The sequence below is a fragment of the Bacillus sp. MT94 genome, assembly GCF_058792475.1.
Map to the genome: position 1 here is coordinate 265036 of NZ_JBXAEZ010000003.1, position 20783 is coordinate 285818.

The 20783-nt window shown below is 35.8% G+C and carries 11 protein-coding genes and 1 pseudogene; 4 read left to right on the top strand and 8 right to left on the bottom strand.

Annotation, left to right across the window (positions count from 1 at the left end):
• Positions 1–218: 218 nt before the first annotated feature.
• Both AC1Q51_RS13120 and AC1Q51_RS13125 read right to left on the bottom strand, forming a co-directional pair.
• Positions 219–6890 (bottom strand): annotated as a pseudogene (locus AC1Q51_RS13120) (DNRLRE domain-containing protein).
• A 285-nt stretch (positions 6891–7175) separates the two neighbouring features.
• Positions 7176–8030: a CvfB family protein gene (locus tag AC1Q51_RS13125; RefSeq protein WP_000281259.1), complete on the bottom strand. Its 855-nt coding sequence runs from the start codon at positions 8028–8030 to the stop codon at positions 7176–7178.
• Positions 8031–8260: 230 nt separating this feature from the next.
• Between AC1Q51_RS13125 and AC1Q51_RS13130 the strand changes: the two genes are divergently transcribed.
• The gene (locus tag AC1Q51_RS13130) at positions 8261–8752 is read left to right on the top strand and encodes a YajQ family cyclic di-GMP-binding protein (protein WP_001040146.1); all 492 of its coding nucleotides are present in this window, start codon (positions 8261–8263) and stop codon (positions 8750–8752) included.
• A 767-nt stretch (positions 8753–9519) separates the two neighbouring features.
• Here the strand turns inward: AC1Q51_RS13130 and AC1Q51_RS13135 are convergent.
• Together AC1Q51_RS13135 and AC1Q51_RS13140 are read right to left on the bottom strand one after the other, a co-directional pair.
• Positions 9520–10416, bottom strand: a complete 897-nt coding sequence (locus AC1Q51_RS13135; RefSeq protein WP_000397875.1) for a helix-turn-helix domain-containing protein — start codon at positions 10414–10416, stop codon at positions 9520–9522.
• A gap of 226 nt (positions 10417–10642) precedes the next feature.
• Positions 10643–11944, bottom strand: coding sequence for an alpha-amylase family glycosyl hydrolase (locus AC1Q51_RS13140; protein WP_492331546.1), 1302 nt, complete (start codon positions 11942–11944; stop codon positions 10643–10645).
• Positions 11945–12157: 213 nt separating this feature from the next.
• Between AC1Q51_RS13140 and AC1Q51_RS13145 the strand changes: the two genes are divergently transcribed.
• Positions 12158–13390 (top strand): ammonium transporter, encoded by a 1233-nt coding sequence (locus AC1Q51_RS13145; protein ID WP_327641972.1) that lies wholly within the window; start codon positions 12158–12160, stop codon positions 13388–13390.
• A 264-nt stretch (positions 13391–13654) separates the two neighbouring features.
• On the opposite strand, the gene katB is transcribed toward AC1Q51_RS13145, so the two are convergent.
• From katB to asnB, 3 genes are all read right to left on the bottom strand, one after another.
• Positions 13655–15121, bottom strand: a complete 1467-nt coding sequence (gene katB / locus AC1Q51_RS13150; protein WP_098329498.1) for a catalase KatB — start codon at positions 15119–15121, stop codon at positions 13655–13657.
• A 59-nt stretch (positions 15122–15180) separates the two neighbouring features.
• Complete coding sequence (gene hemH / locus AC1Q51_RS13155) at positions 15181–16140, bottom strand: ferrochelatase (protein WP_492331547.1); 960 nt, start codon at positions 16138–16140, stop codon at positions 15181–15183.
• A gap of 186 nt (positions 16141–16326) precedes the next feature.
• On the bottom strand, positions 16327–18174 hold the full coding sequence (gene asnB, locus AC1Q51_RS13160) for an asparagine synthase (glutamine-hydrolyzing) (RefSeq protein WP_000333991.1): 1848 nt from the start codon (positions 18172–18174) through the stop codon (positions 16327–16329).
• 238 nt (positions 18175–18412) lie between these two features.
• Between asnB and AC1Q51_RS13165 the strand changes: the two genes are divergently transcribed.
• Positions 18413–18967, top strand: a complete 555-nt coding sequence (locus tag AC1Q51_RS13165; RefSeq protein ID WP_000616066.1) for a DUF2777 domain-containing protein — start codon at positions 18413–18415, stop codon at positions 18965–18967.
• A 61-nt stretch (positions 18968–19028) separates the two neighbouring features.
• Here the strand turns inward: AC1Q51_RS13165 and AC1Q51_RS13170 are convergent, their stop codons facing one another.
• The gene (locus AC1Q51_RS13170; protein ID WP_000233490.1) at positions 19029–19394 is read right to left on the bottom strand and encodes a YisL family protein; all 366 of its coding nucleotides are present in this window, start codon (positions 19392–19394) and stop codon (positions 19029–19031) included.
• 150 nt (positions 19395–19544) lie between these two features.
• Between AC1Q51_RS13170 and rocD the strand changes: the two genes are divergently transcribed.
• The gene (rocD, locus tag AC1Q51_RS13175; RefSeq protein WP_000616660.1) at positions 19545–20735 is read left to right on the top strand and encodes an ornithine aminotransferase; all 1191 of its coding nucleotides are present in this window, start codon (positions 19545–19547) and stop codon (positions 20733–20735) included.
• Positions 20736–20783 lie beyond the last annotated feature (48 nt).

Sequence of the window (20783 nt, forward strand, 5' to 3'; positions counted from 1 at the left end):
AAAATAATACCCAGAAAAATTACAATTAACGTGTTAATTGTGTAACCAAAGAACGACATATATGAAGTAAAACTTACCAGAATTGTATATATGAGACATACTACTAACACTATTACAGCTCGATAGTTTTTCCTTTTTAACATAAACACCGATGCAACTATAATAAAAACAACATTATATATACCAATTATTATATGTGTCGTCTCCATTTTACTAATCTATCTCCTTCTTTTCTTAGAATTAGTTTTTTTCGGTCTATACTCCGTATACCCTTTTTTATATCCTTTATAATATCCATCTACATAAACTACCAAGTCCGGGATCAGCCCTATTCCCCCAACAGCTTTACTGCCAACAAAAAATGCTCCTTTAACCGCTGATTTCACTGTATTTTTTATGATTTGCTGTTTTGCAACACGCTGTCCAGGAGATAAGTTTGCAATTTTCTTTTTCGAGTTATTTTTAGATGTTTTCCATCCATAATTTGCCCCCACACCAAAAGTTAGCAACTTATTCATTACATTTCCAAACCCAACAAATCCTGCATAACTATCTCTTACCGCAATCAACCCAGACTTAACTCCCTTAACATGTGCATATGCTGTCCGATTATTATGATACGGCATCGGCGTCGTACCCCAAAAGCGATATGCCCAATGCCCATCCGGATCCACCATCATCACCGGATTATTATCACCATACGTATACCCATTCTGCGTCACTGGATCATCACTATCACCCGGATCTGGATCCACCGATAAGAACACACCATGGTCTGGGTTATAGTATCTCGCGATCAAGTAATACATACCAATCTCTTTATCATACATGTATCCCGCATATCCGAATGGGTTGTCTGCTGCGATTCCTTTTGCTTCGCTCTTTAAGACGTTACCCCATGCATCATATTCATAGCTTGCGACTATTTGTCCATCTTTGTCGGTCATTGCTATTACGTCACCGCGCGGGTTGTAGTGGTAGTATACCGATTGATCTTGGATTTTCATTGCTAGGCGGACGCCGTCTTTGTTGTAAACGTATTGACGGAGGACTTTTCCGTTCCCGTCTGTTTCGTATAGCGGGTTAATGCTGTCACCATCGTAGAAGTAACGGGTTACTTGTCCGTTTACGTTTTTTTCAATACGACGGTTTTCGTTGTCGTATTTATATATTGCGAACGGTTTGCCTTCCCCTTTTTTCGTTACAGCAACAAGTTGGTCTGCTTCGTTCCATGTGTATGTGTATTTCCCATCAGATGTACGGTTACCATTTGCGTCATACGTTAACGATTCGTTTCCGAATTTTAGAAGTTGATTTCCTTCGTTAAATGTTGCGATTACTGATTTCGTTTCTTTTCCATTCTCTGTTACTTTCACACTCGTACGATTGCCAAATCCATCATACATGTAGTCTCTAACTGTTCCATTTGGTGTAGATTCTTTTAATAATTGATTAATTGGATCATAAACATAATTTGTTTCCGTTATTTTCCCATCAAGACTTTCATGTTTAATCTTCGTACGGTTTCCTGTTTTGTCATACTCATATTTCTCTAATAGTAGCATTTGCTTTGGTGTTGCAATAGCTAAATCCGATAGTTTCCCTGTTTGGTCATAATTATACGTTGCACTAGCATCATTCGGTGCGATATACGTACGTACGTGGCCGTTCTCATCATAATGGAAATTATAATGTGCCCACATTTCATCCCAAACAGATGTGTTTTGATCTAAAGCATTATATTCATATTTTATTTTACTGTTATACCCACCGTGTGTAATTGACTGTTCTTTTAACTTTTCGGTTTTGCTATTTGCTTTATCATGATATGCCCAATCAATTTTCCCACCTCGGCTATCCGTTACACTCGTGATCCGATCTGCTGTATCATATGTTTTGCTTTTTTCAACCCCATTTACATGATCTTTCACTTTCGTTTCTTGTCCATTAACATCGCGTTCGAATGTAAAGGCATCTTTTCCATTTCGCTTTTCACCCATAATGCGATCCGCTGTATCATAACTCCATTCAATCAGTGAGCCATTTGGCATTTTCGTTTTTGTCTTATTTGCATTTGCATCATATTCAATGCGACGATTTAACGCATCGATATACGTTGTAATTTTATTATCTACATCATACTCATATTTGTGTGTTTGTGTTTTCCCACCAAACATTATAGATTTTTCAGTTGTATTGCCATTATGATCATAATTATAACCAACAGAAGTTCCATTTTTTAATGTCACTTTTTTAAGTTGATTATCTTTATTGTAATCGAAAGATTTTGTATTCCCTCTCTCATCGGTTTCTGACTTTTTATTTCCGACTCCATCATAAGAAAAGGCTATTTTATTTCCTTCTTCATCATACGAAGCTGTTACATTTCCATCGTTGTCATATTCATTTTTGACAAGCACATTCCCTTCTAATAACCGAATATCATCAAACCATACTTTTTCTTTGTTTTCATTTCTAAATAACAAATAAGTATCGATATGTTTAATCGGCTTTGTCGCTGGAATGAATACCGCACTACGATTCCAATCATTCGTTCCATTCGGAAACATAGCTGTAAAATTGGCAGTACTACCATCTTGATACGTTACATCTGCTCGTACTGCATAATCTTTCGATAATTTTTCTCCTGCACTATTCTCTACTTTCTCGGATTTTGACATAGCAGTTAAAGTTAAGTTTTGTGCTTGTTTTTGATTTAGTACAATAAGACTTTGGTAACTAATGTCCTTCTGATTATATTGTAAGTTTTCTAATACAATAGAAGAACCACCATGAAATCCTTCTGTTGCTATATCTTTTCGATTACAATTTTCTGGACAATTTCTAGTCCAATTCGGAACAGATCCAGTTTCCGAATACTCTTCAAAACTACTATTTACAATTGGATTAAAACTAGATGATACATCTCCTTTTTCAAGCTGCAACTTATCAAACCAAGCTGCTCCACTTACAGATTCTCTTTCATGTTCAATGACTAAATGTATTTTTGCTTTACTTGCCTTATCTGTCGTTTTAAACGTCAATTGACGATTCGACCATCCATTTTCTGATTTTAAATTATTTGAGCGATTGTCGGACCAATCCGTTCCACCAGTCGGATTTCCATTTTCATCTAAGAACATGACATTAAAATAGGCATCTGCATTTTTCAGTGTAGTTTTCACCATACCCGTTAATGTATAGTTCGTACTAGGTTCTACTTCTACTTCCTGTGCTATTGCTGTATATCCCCAAGAACTAGCACCAGTTATTTGCGCAGTTAACTTCAATGAACCTGAGCCACCAAGCCCTCCCGGTGCTCCTTCCGCATCCTTTGTCATAGAGCCCTTACTATCTTTATTCACCATTGTCCAATTTTGTAATGTGTCCATTTCAAAGCTTGGATTTTTTAGAAGGTTTCCTCCTACACCAATATTTTTACTCGTTTGAATGACATTCCCAAATTTATCATACTGTTTTACTTCAGCTGTTTCGGAGGCATGATTTGTTTCTGAAACAGCTGCATTTGCTTGTTGATACGCTATAGTAGTTTTCCGATCTTCTACATCTGTCGCTTTAATAACATCATTATTTTTATTATATTCAAACTTTTCAGTCCCTGTTGGATCTGTTACAGAAGTCACATTACCATTGTTATCATATGTGACTGTTTCCACTTGATTTTTAGACGTTGTCGTTTTCTCCAAGTGATTCGCTTTATATTCATATGTTGTCGTTAACTTTAAATGCTCTGCATCTACAACTATTTTTGCTGGATTACCAGCTTGATTATAGCTATGCACCGTTTTACGAGCTTTAGCATCCTTCAACGTTACCTCTTTAGCTGCATCGTTATAAGATAATACAGATTCCTTTCCTAGCGGGTCTGTTACCTTTACTAATTTATTATTTTCATACGTATATGTCGTTTTATATGGTTTTGTTTCCGTATGTTTCGGATCAAACGTATAACGTAGTTTTCCATTCTCATAGCCATAACGATACTTCTTTCCTTCTGGTGTCGTAGATCCTACTAACTGATCATTTTCGTATTCGAACGTTACAGTGCTATTTTCTGGCCCTATAAATTGAGAAACAAATTTCCCTGTATACGTAATAGTAATAGTACGTCCTGATGCATCTGTAATCTTAATCGGCCTTTGATTTGTATCATATTCATACTTCACAACATTTCCAAAGCTATCTTTCTCTTGTTGTACTTTTCCTTGCTTTGAAAATGTTATAACGGATTGATCTTTATCTTTTAATTCAAATCCATCAGCTATTTTCTTTACTTCTAAATGAACACCATTAGGTGCTTGATATTGATTATCACCTGTTTTAGTAAATAGTAATGTGGATTTGTCTCTCGTTGTATATAAAATATTTCCAGAAGATTCTTCTTTCATCACTTCTTCTAATAAACTATGCCAGCCTTTCCCGAATAAACCAGTTCCGGTATCTTGACTATTATACGTTCGATCAATAGATACATTCGGGCCTTTTCCAGACAGATTAAAATCCGTCTCATCCATAACAAAATTCCCATTAATAGCAGTAACCTTTCCACCAATTACATTCACTGCTGCCCAATAATCTTTCGTGCCAAGCCAAGAAACGTCATTCGAAAAAGTTGGTGTAAACTCTTGTGAAATTTCACTTTCTGCATGACCCGCTTTACTATACGCTGTTACTCGGAACCAATAGTTTTTGGAACCACCATATATACCACCAGAATTGCGGTAGACTGGAGATGGATCTAGCGAAAGCTCATTTCCTTTTTGGTCATGATGAAGTTGATATTTCCCACTAGAAATTTCCGCTTCTGTCGGCCAAATATTTTGTCCTTGCGTTGTCCATGTTGTTGTATTACCAACATCAAATGCTTCATAGTCTTTCCCGTTATAAATCCATACTTTATAACCACTTGCCTCTGGAACAGGATCCCACTTTACTGATACATATCCTGTATTACTACCTGGCCCATTTGTATAAGCTGATCCAGCTGGCCTCTTTACTTGTTCTAGCGGAACATAGGAAACTGTTTCATCAGACAACGGACTATCACCGTATGGATATTCCGCTACGATTCGAATTCAGTACCCACGAGCTGAACTATAATCCCCATATGGGCTACCTGCCAAATAAGCATTTTTGTACATTGGGCCAGGGCTTACGGAAAAATCCGTCCCCTTTCCATCTTTATGAAACTCAAATTTCCCTGCATTTATTTCATCTTGTGTAGGGAAGATTTTCTTATCTTTCGTACTCCAACTTGTTACATTTCCGACAGGAATATATTCATAGTCATATCCATTAAAAATGGCAACTTTATATCCTTTTGCACCTTGAACTGCGTCCCATTGTATATTGAAATGCCCTGCTTCACTTCCAGTTCCATTCGAATACGCTTGTACCCTCGGTTTATTCAATTTTTCATATGAATAATTAACCGCTAAATATAGCGCATTCGAACCATTTTGAGCTGCGACAAACTTCTTCCAATGCGTCTGTCCATTTCCGTTAGCATGTAATTTGAAGCCGTAATTCGGTCTCGTTCCATCTACCCACGCTTTTACTGTATTTGTTACATTAAATTGCGCCCACTTCCCGCGACCTACATTTGCTTGAGCAATATTATTTGATCCTGGCTTATTACTCCAATTAATATTAGAAACATTCCAATTTCCCGTTACTTCATCAAGCCATACACCATTTGGGCTATCTCCGTAATAATGCCATATAGCATACGTATGAAATGTTGCACTTTGAATTGTTGCACCTTTTAAATTAGAAATATCAGATTTAATAAAAGCATCATTTGTGCCTGTTCCTGCATTAAAATAACCGACTTTTAACGTATATGCCTTTTGTCCTTCATCCCATAAACTACCGCCTGAATAATTAATATTAGGATCTGCACTTGATGCATACGCATTTTCAAATCCCCTTACCGTAACCGAAGGATCTATAAAAACAGGATACTTACGTTCGGCTGATTCTAACCATTTTGGATCTGCAGTAACTGTTAAATTGTATTTCTTCCCCCCAGCAGGAGTTATCTCATATTTCACATCTTGAGATGTAACAGCTTCTCCGGATTCTTGATTAATATTTGAGTCAGCCATATAAGGCTTTGGTAGTACAAATACATTCTCCTTTTTTTCATTTTGAAAAATAATAGAACCATCTTCTTTTAAACTCGGCTGTAAATCTGTCTGTAATTCGAATGAAAAAATGTGATGCCCTGTATATTGATGGAGTACAAAGTCTTCCTTTACATTTTCATTAAATGTTGTACTTTTTAAATCAATACTTGGAAAAATCCCTTTATACCATACTGTATTCTCTTCATGCGACGCTGTAACAGCTGTCGGTTTTAATTCACCCTTTTCACCACGTGCGCCTGTCAATTCATACTGAATCGTATGTCCATCCACTTCGAATTGAACATACTTTCCATCCTTTACTACTTTCTCAAACTTCGGCTTTAATGCTGTATTTTCTGTTACGATTTTTTTATCTGGTGATTCTACTAAATTAGTAGAAACCTCTTCTAATTTCCCATTCTTTTCTGCATGAATTGGTTCAGTATATATTTTTTTAGTAAACGTACCATCTTGATTATCAAAAACCTTTTCTGTCTCCGTCCGTTCTTCTACAACTTCAGTCGGCTTAGCTTTTGCATTGGCATTTTTTTGTTTTATCTGATCTGGATGTGGAGCTGGTAATTCCTTCTCGTCTTTCTGTTCTACTTGTGGACTTGGTTCTGAATTTGGCGACGGTGTAAACGGCGGTCCATTCATCGGTATAGAAGTAACAATTAATGCAACTACCATAAGCTGTATGAAGTACCTATACCACTTTTTCTTAACTTGCTTCTTTTCCATACATTCACCCCTAATTCGCATCGGTTTTATTCTTACAATTAACAATTTAAAGAATTTTCCGAGGGGCTTCAACATAAAAACGACAATATTGTGACATTTTTTCTAAAAATGTATATTTTCCGGCGATTTACCATTTTATATTCCTTTTTCCTTATAAATACAGTAAAATATTTGTAGATTAAACGTTTTATTACACTTTATTTACTTTTTATCTACTTTATAATAAAAAAGAACTATCTCTTCTCTTAAAAATTCAGAGAAAGAATAGTTCTTTTTTCATTTACTTTATTTCTTAAAGTAAGTCCAACCTTCTTCTTGGTAAACTTTTTCTTCTTTCATCAATTTACCAAGTGCGCGCTTAAATGCAGCTTTACTCATGTTAAAGCGTTCTTTAATATCTTCCGGATGGCTCTTATCCCAAAACGGCATTGCTCCGCCTCGTTCTTCCATATATGCATAAATTACTGCCGCATCGTCTTCCATTCCTTCTTCTTTACGAGGAAGAAGTGAAATGTTAATTGTACCATCATCTTTCACGTCAATAATACGGCCCGTTACACGCTCACCGATGCGAACTTGTTCTTTTCTTTCTGTATGGTGTAAGAAAGCACGGAAATGCTCATCAGTTAGTATGAATGAACCAACTTGAAGCGAACGATATACACGTCCATTTACGTTTTTATTACGCATAGATGGCGTTGCATCTACGATAATTTCTTGCATATCACTGTCTCTTGCCGGAAGAGCAATTAAACGATCACGATTCGTTAATTTTAACGTACAATATAATTCGTCGCCTACTTCTGGCCATACTGGCATATAAATCGGGAACTCATCAGCTGGAATTAGTATATCTTTTGACACACCAATATCAACAAACACACCTAAACTAGGAATGACTTCTACAACCTTTACCCAGTTCCAATCATAAGTTGTAATAATCGGTTCCTTCATTGTTGCTGAAATACGATTTTGGTGATCAAGGTATAAGAATACATCAATCGTATCGCCTTCTTCAATTTCTCCAGCTACTTCGTTTTTATGTAGGAAAATTTCTTCTTCTTCATTCCCAACCATATATCCGATTTCCGTTTCGCGTAAAACAGTTACCTGTTCAATCGATCCTATTTGCAAATACATATTTTTTAATTCCCTTCTATATATATAAAATTATCTTTTTTATCATTCCAAACAAAAGTTAATTATAACATGATTTTTCCTGTATTTGTCCAACTGCCCAAAATTCACTATAATAAAATGAGGTTCCATGAATATAAGTACGAAAACACTTAAGTCTAGACTCGTTTTCAGCTATACTTTAGTATGTACAGTACATAACAAGATTAGAAATTTATTTGGAGGTGCTAACTATGGCAAAAGATAGTTCTTTTGACATCGTTTCGAAAGTAGAATTACCTGAAGTAACAAACGCAATTAATATCGCATTAAAAGAAATCCAAAACCGATATGACTTTAAAGGAAGTAAAAGTGATATTAAATTAGAAAAAGAAGTACTAGTTTTAACTTCTGACGACGAGTTCAAATTAGACCAAGTAAAAGACGTTTTAATTTCTAAACTTGTAAAACGTAACGTTCCAATTAAGAACTTAGATTACGGAAAAGTTGAAGCTGCAACTGGCAACACTGTTCGCCAACGTGCAACACTTCAACAAGGTATCGATAAAGATAACGCTAAAAAAATTAACAACATCATTAAAGAAATGAAATTAAAAGTAAAAACACAAGTACAAGACGATCAAGTACGTGTTACAGCGAAAAGCCGTGATGACTTACAAGCCGTAATCGCAGCTGTTCGTAGCGCTGATTTACCAATCGACGTACAGTTCATTAACTACCGCTAAAAAGAAAACTCCTCTTAATTAGAGGAGTTTTCTTTTTGTCTTGTAGAGACAATATTACAAGAACAAACCATAGAAAAAAGGGTATGTGCGGTAAAAATCGCTAAGTAAATTGAAAATAAGGAAAAGACACCTTAAGACGTTTTCCCTTCGATTTGAATTACTTTTCTTAGTAATTACATCCTAGGCCAAAGTCATCTTAAAAATTGCTATAACTCATAATTCCTCTCCTCGCCAAAACGTAACAATTTATGAGTATAAGAATATTTTCCAACCTTTAATGTAATGTAAAATTAATAAGTATTTTAAAAAATGTTAATTAAAAAAGAGTTAGAAGTGGTTATTTGAAGAAATTAATATTATGGTTTTTATTGGCCACATTCTCCCTAAATACTGTAGGATGTTCTAATAATACGAATACACTAACGGATAAGTCTAACTGTATCAACAAAGCTTGGTACAAAAAAAATATGTCATGTAATCATTTAAAAAAACATTAAATAGTTAATGATAAAGGTCATAAAAAAAGACACCTCAAAGTGCCTTCCTCCGACTTGAATCATCTCAATTTTAACAATATTTGGTTGTAATTAAAAAGAAGCATAAATTGTTAATAAAGATGCAGACTTCAAAATAAAAAGTACACTAAGTAAACTCTTATTCAAAAATTTATATTAAACACTAATATTTTAGAAGCAAGTTTATAAGTGTAAAACCTACAGGGATTTCCCCTGTAGGTTTTATTATATTTCAAGTGATTTCCAAATGTATTATGAGTGGCTTTTTTCAGTTTGGTTTTCAAAATATTTTTCTTTAACCATTTTTATCAGATTTTCTTTTTCTGTTAGTTCAAATATAAATAATGCTTTTTTCATGTTATTTGCAATATCTTCTTCATTCTGTTGTTTAAATCTTAATAAATTCCATCCTTTTAAATAGTAAAGTTCACCTAATAAGTATAGAGTATTTAGATTAATAGCTAATTTGATGCCCTTATCAATGTATTTTACCGCTTCTTCATATTGATAGGTCATACCTAAACATTTCGCTAAATTAAAAATGATTTTTAATTTAATCGCTTTATCTCTCGGAAAATCTAACTTATTAAAATTAGTTAAACATCTTCCTAATATAGTAATACTTTTATCATATTCTTTATTTTCCGCATAAAATATAGACATTGTCTGCATAATATCTATTTCTCTTTCTGATAAAAAATCAACATTGGTTAAAGTTAGTTTTAATGCATTATTTAAAAGCTTTAAAGCAGTTTTTATGGATCTGTTCACCTCAAATACAGCAATTGCTTCATGCCATAGGAGAAATTGTTTATCTTCTTTTGCCTGGAAATTTTTTTCATCTTTCTCTTTTTTCACGATTTCATAAAGTTCTTTATATTGTTTTTGCTTTAAGCAATCTTTTATTACACATTTTACATTTTCTACATATTTTAACTTTTTGTTTTGAGTTAATGCAAATATATTATTTGGGTCAATACCAAGTCTTTCTGATAATTGATATAACAATATACTAGATGGATAAATCATACCTTTTTCTATTTTGCTAATTTGACTTTGCGAACATATTCCATGACATAATTCGGATTGTGATATATTTTTTTTAATTCTAAGCTCTTTAATGGTAATACCCAAATCGTAAAATTCCATTTTCCCACCTACTATTTAGTACTATATTAGTATAAGAGTATTCTCTAACTTTTAATGTAATGTAAAATTAATATAGTTGCAATTATTGTTTGTTTCAAAGGTCTTTCTCTATCCGTATTGACACAAAAACAGGCTAGGAAGAAGACTTTCTCCCTAACCTGGCCCCACCGAACAAACTTACAAATCCAATAAGAAGACATGAACATAGAGTGCGTAACTTCTCATCTCATCTACGCTTCCTTTTAACTGCAATTAAAAACGCAATAAATAATACATTCACACCAACGATTAAGGAGATAAATAACCAATTCACACCTGTTTCTCTGTTAACTTTATACACGTTTGATTCTTCACGCTTTAAAACGAGATAAAATTTTCCGTTTTCCTCTCTTATAATTTCATCCTGCAACAATCCTCTTAACTCTTGTTTTTCACCAATTGCACTTGCAGGTAAGGAGACTTTTTGTGTTTCTTTCGTATTATTAATTGCTACTAAAGTTACTTCATCTTTATATTTTCGTTTTAGTATGCTCATCCCGCTCTTATCATACAGAAGCTCAAACGTACCGCGTCGTAAAGACGGTCTCGCCTGCCTAAGTTCACCTAGTTTTGTTATGTGCTGCATAAATTTTTCGTCTGACTTAAAATCCATTAATCGTCTATTATCGGGTACACTTCCTCCATCTAATGCAATTTCAGTTCCGTAATAAAAATTCGGAATCCCAGGTGATGTTAACAAATATGTAAGCGCCAGTTTTAAACGTGATGGCGGATAATACATATTTTCTTTTGCAATACGCGCATATCTTTTTGTTTCTTGATCATCTAAAAACGTAACAAATTCCCCTTCTTTTTTACTCACATCGTATAACGATTTCACCGATACATCCGCTTTGGAAAACGATTCTACTATTTTTTCGTTGTATTCGCTATCCTCCTTTGTCATAATACGAAAATCTTTCTTTATCACTTGCATGTCTTTTTGCGCGTTATCCCAAAAGGAACGCGGATTTTTTTCACTATGTATAACATAGCTTCCGTCTAAATCAACTTCTTTTATCCACCATTTCATTGCGTCAATTACCTGTTGTTCGTTTTCTCCAAGCGGAAATTGAAATACAACTTTCATTCCTTTTGCCTGAGCTTCTTTTACAAGTTCTTTCACATCATTTTCTGTCCCGAAATGTTCATTTACCTTTTTAAAATTTCGCACGTCTAATCCATCGTACTTTCCACTTTCAAAAAGTGGCGAAAGCATAACGGTAGTAAAACCCATTTCTTTTATGTAATCCAACCTTTTTATAATTCCTCTTATATCCCCGCCTTGATACCCTTCTAAATTACCAACTTCTAACTGTTTGTCATTTTTCGGTTCTCCATTATTGAAGCGATCAATCATAATGGAATAGATAACTTCGTCTCGCCACTCTCTTTTTTCGTCTGCAAAAGTATGTATTGGTACAAACAAAACAACAGCTAAGCAAAAACAAATGAATAGTTTCCTAGTCCGTATTTTTCCCACACGCATCCCCCAAGTTTTTTAATTGTAAGAATATTATACCAATTTTCCGAATGAAACGCATATGTCGATTTCAACCCTCACAAAATAATACATGTTAGATTTCCTAACATCATTTATATAATTTTCTGAATTTTTAGTTGATTTTTAGTTTAATTTCGAATATGATATGAAACATAACAAAACTATGTTATTTTTTCTAACATTATAGGAGGAGAGCTCATGAATATGGGAGATACGGTTTTTATGTTTGTAACGACAGTAATGGTCATGTTAATGACACCAGGATTGGCACTTTTTTATGGAGGTATGGTTCGCAGCAAAAATGTACTCAGTACAACGATGCATAGTTATAGCGCAATGGCTATCGTTTCGATTCAATGGATTGTTATCGGCTATTCTTTATCATTCGGACCAGATTGGCACGGGATTATCGGTACACTTGATTGGTTCGGTCTAAACGGAGTTACCTACGCACCAAATCCAGACTACTCATCTACTATTCCTCACAATTTATTCATGATGTTTCAACTCATGTTCGCCATTTTAACTCCAGCTTTAATTTCAGGTGCATTCGCTGAAAGAATGCGATTTTCTGCCTTTCTTATTTTTATCCTTCTATGGACAACGATCGTTTACAATCCTGTCGCTCATTGGGTATGGGGCGTCGGCGGGTGGCTAAGGGAACTTGGGGCACTAGACTTCGCTGGCGGAAACGTCGTTCACATCACTTCCGGAGTTGCTGGTCTTGTATTAGCTATTTTCCTTGGAAAACGAAAAAACATAAATGGTTCTTCTCCTCACCATTTGCCATTTACAATGTTAGGCGCAGGCTTATTATGGTTTGGCTGGTTCGGTTTTAACGTCGGCAGCGCATTATCCTTAAACGACGTAGCTTTAACTGCATTTATTAATACAAATATAGCCGCTGCTGCCTCCGCTCTAACTTGGATGCTTTCTGAATGGTTCTTCCAATCAAAACCGACTGCGATGGGAGCTGCTTGCGGAGTTGTTTCTGGTCTAGTCGCTATTACACCAGCTTGCGGGTTCGTTACACCTTTCTCCGCTCTTCTTATCGGAGCAATTGGTGGTATATTATGCTTTGGCGCCGTTTTCTTCTTAAAAACAAAATTCGGTTATGACGATACACTTGATGCCTTTGGATGCCACGGCATCGGAGGAACTTGGGGCGGTATTGCAACAGGACTATTTGCAACTACTGCCGTAAACGGGGATGGTGCGAACGGATTGTTTTACGGAAACGCCGCTTTACTGTTTAAACAACTTGTAGCAATCGGGGCAACCTATGCCTTTACAATCATAATGACGTACACCATTATTAAAGTTATTAGCTTTTTCCTCCCCGTTCGAGTAGATGAGCACGAGGAACACATGGGACTTGATATTTCGATGCATGGTGAGAAAGCTTATGAACATGCAGAGCGAGCAAACTAAAAAAGAGATGCAATCTATTAGTAATAGATTGCATCTCTTTTTTGCGCACTGGGCAAAATACCCCACCTAGTATAACTGGAAATATATTAACGGTTTTTTGGATATATCAACGATTTTTCAAATATATCGATTGTTTCTTTCAATATATCAACGTTTCGACACAACATATCGATTTACAAACAAATTCCGACATAATTTACAAGCAAAATACCCCACATAACGTTATAGAAAAAAGACGACCGAAACCCGGTCGTCTTTTCCTATTTATTTCGGAGCATTTCCTACATATTGCGTAATATCAACATTTAATGCCTGCGCTAAACGCATACCGTATTCTTGATCTGCACGGAAGAAGTTACAAACAGCTAATAATTTTGTGCGTTCATTTACGTCTTTTAGATCATTTGTTAAGTTTGCAATTAAGTTATCTTGCTCTTCTTTAGAGAATGAACGGTAACGCTCACCTGCTTGTTTGAAGTCATTTGGTTTCTCGATTTTTTCACGAGATACATAGCCTTCTACTTTCATAGTTGAATCGCGGTAAGCTTTGTCTTCAACCGGATTCTCTGCATGACGGCTCGGTTCGTAGTTGATTGTAGATGGGTTTTGATTTACTTGCATCGCACCATCACGTTGTTGATTATGAACAGCTGCGTATGGGCAGTTTACAGGAATTTGTAAGTAATTTGCACCAAGACGATAACGCTGTGTATCTGGGTAAGAGAATAAACGACCTTGTAATAATTTATCTTCCGATGGCTCAATACCATTTACAGTTGCACTTGGAGAGAACGCTACTTGTTCTACTTCTGCAAAGAAATTTTTCGGATTACGATTTAACGTCATCGTCCCTACTTCCATTAATGGGAAGCGATCTTCTGGCCATACTTTCGTTGGATCTAATGGATCAAAGTCTAAAGAGTCCATTTCATCTAATTGCATAACTTGTACGTGTAAATCCCATTTCGGGTGATTTCCTTTTTCGATTGCGTCGAACAAGTCACGAGTTGCATGATTGAAGTCTTTCCCTTGTACTTCTTGCACTTCTTTCGCATTTAAGTTACGTACACCTTGCTGTGGTTTCCAGTGGTATTTAATATAAACAATTTTACCTTCTTCATTAATCCATTTAAATGAATGGACGCCGAAACCTTCCATTTCACGATAACTTGCTGGTGTACCGTAATCAGAAAATACCCATGTCATCATGTGTGTAGATTCTGGAGTTAACGTCATGAAATCCCAGTAACGATCTGGCGTTTGAATATTCGTATCAGGTGCTGGTTTTAAAGAATGTACCATATCAGGGAATTTAATTGCATCACGAATGAAGAAAACCGGTAAATGATTACCTACGATATCGTAGTTTCCTTCTTCTGTATAAAGTTTAACAGCGAACCCACGTGGGTCACGTGCTGTTTCAGGAGAACCTTGACCATGAATAACCGTTGAAAAACGAACAAATACAGGCGTTTCAGTTCCTTCATTTTGTAAAAATGCCGCTTTCGTATATTGCTTCATACTATTTTTCGTTACGAATACACCGTGAGCACCTGCACCACGTGCATGCACAACACGCTCCGGAATACGTTCACGATCAAAGTGCGCAAGTTTTTCTACTAAATGATAGTCTTCTAATAATACTGGTCCACGACGACCAGCTGTACGAGAATTTTGGTTATCTCCAACTGGAGCACCTTGGTTTGTTGTTAAGCGATTATTTGGATTCATCTAGGGGGATCCTCCTCTTTCTTTCATAGTAATTATTATTTATTTAAAATTATTATAAACTAATTATTATTCAAAACTAAACCTTTGTCAACTATTTCCTTCACTTTTTTTGAAACAATTTCAGCCAAACAGTCGATAAATGCAGATTGTGTATTCGGCATACTTGGTCTAAAATATTTGGCATTTAATTCATCAGTTACAACTTTACATTCATAATCGTTGTCATATAAAACTTCTAAATGCTCCGCTACAAAACCAACTGGGCAATATACGAAAGATTCGTACCCATGCTCTGCATATAAATCTTTCGTTAAATCTTGCACATCTGGACCAATCCATGGATCAGGAGTATTCCCAGCACTTTGCCAACCGATTGTATAGTTTTGAATATTTGCAGCTTCTGCAATTAAATCTGCCGTATGCTTTAGTTGTTCTACATATGGGTCTCCTGCTGCAATAATCTTTTCTGGCAAACTATGCGCTGAGAAAATTACGACTGCTTTCTCTTTATCATCAATTTCTGTAAACGTTTCTTTTATTTGGTCTGCCCAATACGAAATAAATTTCGGTTCATCATGCCATTGTTCAATTGGTTCAATAACAGGACCACCGATTTCTTTCGAAAGACGAATAGCACGATCATTATACGCTTTAATGCTAAATGTAGAATAGTGCGGTGCTAATACGATACTAATCGCCTGCTCAATTCCATCTCGCTTCATTTCCTCTACAGCATCTTCTATAAATGGCGCAGTATGTTTTAAACCTAAGTAACTAGTAAATTCATACTCTGTAAATATGTTATTCATTGAATCTGTTAATTTATGCGCCTGCTCTTTCGTAATTTTTGCAAGCGGCGAAATTCCACCAATCGCTTTATAGCGCTTAATTAAATCTTCAAGCGCTTCTTCTGACGGCTTACGCCCGTGACGGATATGTGTATAATATGCCTCTACATCGTCTAATGATTCTGGTGTTCCATACGCCATTACGAGTAAACCTATTTTTTTCTTTGTCATCTATATAACACCTCAATTTTATAAATGAGAATCCTTTTCAGAACGTTTGTTTCCAATTATAACAAGCAATAATAAGTACATCAAAATAATAATTCTAATTAAGTATTATTTATAAGGTGATTTTGAATTTTATATGACAATTTCTTTAATAAAAAGCGACTTACATAATTGTAAGCCGCTTTTCCCTTATTCCTTAATATTTACCCCATATTCTTTAAACCAAACGTGAATTTGTGCTAAATGAGCTAAAAGCTGTGGCCCAGTCATCAATTGACCAAACCATGGTGTTTGAAATGCACTGCCACCAGACTGAATTAATCCGTTCAACTGCTCTTTATCAAACAATTCGTGTAAAATTGAACCTTTATCCGTTAATAGATTTTGAAGCCATACTGTTACTGCTTTTGTATAGTGTGGATTGTGCGTTTTCGGATAAGGACTCTTCTTTCTATATAAGATGTCATGTGGAAGTACATCTTCTAACGCTTTACGTAATAGACCTTTTTCGCGGTTTTTATACATTTTCATTTCCCAAGGAATATTCCACGCATATTCGACAAGACGATGATCTGCAAATGGAACACGTACTTCTAAACTTGCCCCCATACTCATGCGGTCTTTTCTGTCTAATAATGTTGTCATAAACCATACCATATTTAAATAAAATAATTGGCGTCTTTTTGCTTCTAGCGGACTTTCTCCCTCTAAAATAGGAACTTCTTGAATCGACTCTTCATAGCGCCTTTGTACATATTGTTGTAAATTTAATTTATTTCTCCATTCTTTCTTTAGCAGTTGTTCACGTGCTTCTGTAGAGCGCATCCACGGAAAGGCACTCGATTGTAAATCATCTTCTCTATAAAACCACGGATATCCACCAAATATTTCATCTGCACATTCCCCAGATAAACCGACGACAAAATCTTGTTTAATTTCACGACAAAACCATAATAATGACGAATCGATATCTGCCATACCAGGCAAATCACGAACGAGTACTGCTTCAGTTAAATACTCTGCTAATTTTTCATTCGAAATGACGCAGCGATGATGGGTTGTTTGAAATGTCTCAGTCATTAAATTAATAAACGGAGCATCTGAATTTGGCTGGAACGCATTCGCTTTAAAGTATTTGTCATTATCTTCGTAATCAATAGAATACGTGTGTAATTGCCCTTTTCCTGATCTCTCGTATTCTTTCGCTGCGATAGCTGTAATAGCGCTCGAATCTACACCACCTGATAAAAAAGTACATAGTGGTACATCAGAAACAAGCTGTCTTGTAATGGCATCTTGTAATAAAAAGCGCGTTTTCTCTACGGTTTCTTCAAAAGAGTCTTCATGTTTTTTACTTTCTACATTCCAATATCTCCATATACATAAACCGTTCTTTGAAAATGTCATCGCATGACCTGGACGTAATTCTTTTATACCAGCATAAATACCATGGCCAGGCGTTCTTGACGGTCCGAGGCCGAATATTTCGGATAACCCTTCTAACGTTACTTCCGCCTTCACATCTGGATGAGCCAGTATCGCTTTTAACTCTGAACCAAATAGTAATCGCCCACTATCATATTTATAAAATAGCGGTTTTACACCTAGTCGATCTCGCGCAATAAATACTTGTTCTTTCTGTTCATCCCATACAGCAAACGCATATATACCGTTTAAATGATCGACACATTCTTCTTTCCATTCAATATAAGAAGCTAATAATACTTCTGTATCAGAATGACCTTTGAACGTATATCCTCTTCTTAATAATTCCTTTCGAATGTCTTCTGTGTTATAAAGTTCACCGTTATAGCAAATGGCGTAATTCGTTTCATCTTTTAAACAAGTCATCGGTTGTTTCCCGCCCTCAGGGTCCACAACGATTAAACGTTTATGCCCAAATGCGACATTGCCTTTAATCCAAACTTTATTATCATCCGGCCCACGTTTGGCTAACGTCTCAGCCATCTTCGTAACGACATCTCTTTCTCCTTCTAATGAGCGTTTATAATCCACCCATCCTGTAATCCCGCACATATAAATCATCCTTCCATCTTATTTCTTTTCTTGAACGTGCAGTAATCCCCACCCTAAGAGTGCGGATCAAAAAATGGAAAACTTGACGATAACCTACTATCCACATATGGAATAGCATTCTCACTCAGTAAAACGTGTTTTATTGTATGCCCACCTATGTCTAGATGTGTCTAGTTATAAAGAATGCACGAACTGTCTATAACAGGAATAACTACTTTTTATAAAGGAGAAATCATGTATGATACAACGTAACCATATTTTATATAACCAGCCCCGCGCTCATACAGTCGGTAATGTAGAATATATAAACAATGAATGGGTATTCTTTGATGATGAAAATGATGAAGCATTTTTATTAGAAGATATTGCCGAAGATGGTTTTGAGATTTTATATAACAACAACTGGCTACCAGCTCGTTTCTATGAACAAGATATATTACAAATCGCCAACGAACAGCACCACCTGCAAAACGGGGAAATGATACGTATTCGAAAAAAATTACTTCTTAGCTATAATGAATGGCTCGAGGAATTACCTGACTCTGTGTTCACATTATTAACCGAATCATTGCAATCACTTCACTACTCTTTATATGATTGCATGTATTGTCATAATTATTTATCTTTCTTACCGAAAGAGGAGTCACGCGAAGGAGTAAATATTCTTTTGTTTGATAACGAAGAGATGATCTGTACACTACAGCATCATTTCGTCCGTCACACTACATCCAATAAAAACATGTTCCGTTTTACGAAAGTAAATGGAGAAGAGTTACATATCGATGCGACATAAAAAGTAAAAACCACCTTAGCTCCCAAGTCTTTGAGATTATAAGGTGGTTTTATTTTCTTTATTAGAATACTTGCCAACCAATCGGTAATTTCAGTCCAAGGTAAAATACTGCTACTAATGCAACAATAAATAGCCCCCAAACTGCCCCTGTTGCTTTGTTCTTGCTCATTTTCACAAGAACCATTTCCATTCCACCGATAACTAAAATACCAGCTATCATTTTTAAACCATACCACATGTGCATGTTACTTGTTGCAGTCTTCATAATCCCCATGTACAACATGAAACCTGTCACAATAATGATAATGTACATAAGACGAAGCCCCATATGTACACCTTTACCTTTTCTTCCTGCTGAATAAAGTGAATACGCAACGAAGAATAAAATTAAACCTAACGCCCATGCTGTAATATGCATATGTACCATCGTATCCCTTACCTCCTCTTTTCACACTTTTTCACTCTATATGATAACATGTTCATTTATTTTCAGGAAATGTTTCGCTTTTTTACATTTAAATGCTATAATATTTAGAGTATTTACAAACTTCTTGTAATAACAAAAGGGGGAACAATCATGATTCAAACTAAGGATATTATCGAACTTACAGACACATATGGAGCAAATAACTATCACCCACTTCCAATCGTTATTTCTAAAGCAGAAGGTGTTTGGGTAGAAGATCCTGAAGGAAACCGCTATATGGACTTATTAAGTGCATATTCTGCAGTAAACCAAGGTCATCGTCACCCGAAAATTATTAACGCTTTAATTGACCAAGCTAATCGTGTTACGTTAACTTCTCGTGCTTTCCATAGCGATCAATTAGGTCCTTGGTACGAAAAAGTTGCGAAACTAACTAATAAAGAAATGGTACTTCCAATGAATACAGGTGCTGAAGCTGTTGAAACTGCAATTAAAACAGTTCGTCGCTGGGCTTATGATGTGAAGAAAGTAGAAGCAAACCGTGCTGAAATCATCGTTTGTGAAGATAACTTCCACGGACGTACAATGGGTTCTGTTTCTATGTCTTCAAATGAAGAGTACAAGCGTGGATTTGGTCCAATGCTTCCTGGCATCGTTGTAATTCCTTACGGTGATTTAGAAGCATTAAAAGCCGCAATTACACCAAACACAGCAGCATTCATTTTAGAGCCAATTCAAGGTGAAGCAGGAATTAACATCCCACCAGCTGGTTACTTAAAAGAAGCTCTTGAAGTATGTAAAAAAGAAAACGTTTTATTCGTAGCAGATGAAATCCAAACAGGCTTAGGCCGTACTGGTAAAGTATTCGCTTGTGACTGGGACGATGTAACTCCTGACATGTACATACTTGGTAAAGCCCTTGGTGGCGGTGTGTTCCCGATCTCTTGTGTTGCAGCAAACCGCGACATTTTAGGTGTATTTGAGCCAGGTTCTCATGGTTCTACATTCGGCGGTAACCCACTTGCATGTGCTGTTTCTATCGCAGCTCTTGAAGTTTTAGAAGAAGAAAAATTAACAGAGCGTTCTCTTCAATTAGGAGAAAAATTAGTTGGGCAATTAAAAGAAATTGATAACCCAATGATTACTGAAGTTCGCGGTAAAGGTTTATTCATCGGTATCGAATTAAACGAGCCAGCTCGTCCTTACTGTGAACAACTAAAAGCAGCTGGTCTACTATGTAAAGAAACACACGAAAACGTAATTCGTATCGCACCACCTCTAGTAATCTCTGAAGAAGATTTAGAGTGGGCATTCCAAAAAATTAAAGCTGTATTATCGTAATAATAGAGAGGTTGTCCAACATGTTGGGACAACCTCTTTCTTTTTATA

Excerpts from the sequence above, each read along its gene's own strand:
- AC1Q51_RS13125 (WP_000281259.1), bottom strand. The coding sequence starts at position 8,030 with ATGTATTTGCAAATAGGATCGATTGAACAGGTAACTGTTTTACGCGAA.
- AC1Q51_RS13130 (WP_001040146.1), top strand. The coding sequence starts at position 8,261 with ATGGCAAAAGATAGTTCTTTTGACATCGTTTCGAAAGTAGAATTACCT.
- AC1Q51_RS13135 (WP_000397875.1), bottom strand. The coding sequence starts at position 10,416 with ATGGAATTTTACGATTTGGGTATTACCATTAAAGAGCTTAGAATTAAA.
- AC1Q51_RS13140 (WP_492331546.1), bottom strand. The coding sequence starts at position 11,944 with ATGCGTGTGGGAAAAATACGGACTAGGAAACTATTCATTTGTTTTTGC.
- AC1Q51_RS13145 (WP_327641972.1), top strand. The coding sequence starts at position 12,158 with ATGAATATGGGAGATACGGTTTTTATGTTTGTAACGACAGTAATGGTC.
- katB (WP_098329498.1), bottom strand. The coding sequence starts at position 15,121 with ATGAATCCAAATAATCGCTTAACAACAAACCAAGGTGCTCCAGTTGGA.
- hemH (WP_492331547.1), bottom strand. The coding sequence starts at position 16,140 with ATGACAAAGAAAAAAATAGGTTTACTCGTAATGGCGTATGGAACACCA.
- asnB (WP_000333991.1), bottom strand. The coding sequence starts at position 18,174 with ATGTGCGGGATTACAGGATGGGTGGATTATAAACGCTCATTAGAAGGA.
- AC1Q51_RS13165 (WP_000616066.1), top strand. The coding sequence starts at position 18,413 with ATGATACAACGTAACCATATTTTATATAACCAGCCCCGCGCTCATACA.
- AC1Q51_RS13170 (WP_000233490.1), bottom strand. The coding sequence starts at position 19,394 with ATGGTACATATGCATATTACAGCATGGGCGTTAGGTTTAATTTTATTC.
- rocD (WP_000616660.1), top strand. The coding sequence starts at position 19,545 with ATGATTCAAACTAAGGATATTATCGAACTTACAGACACATATGGAGCA.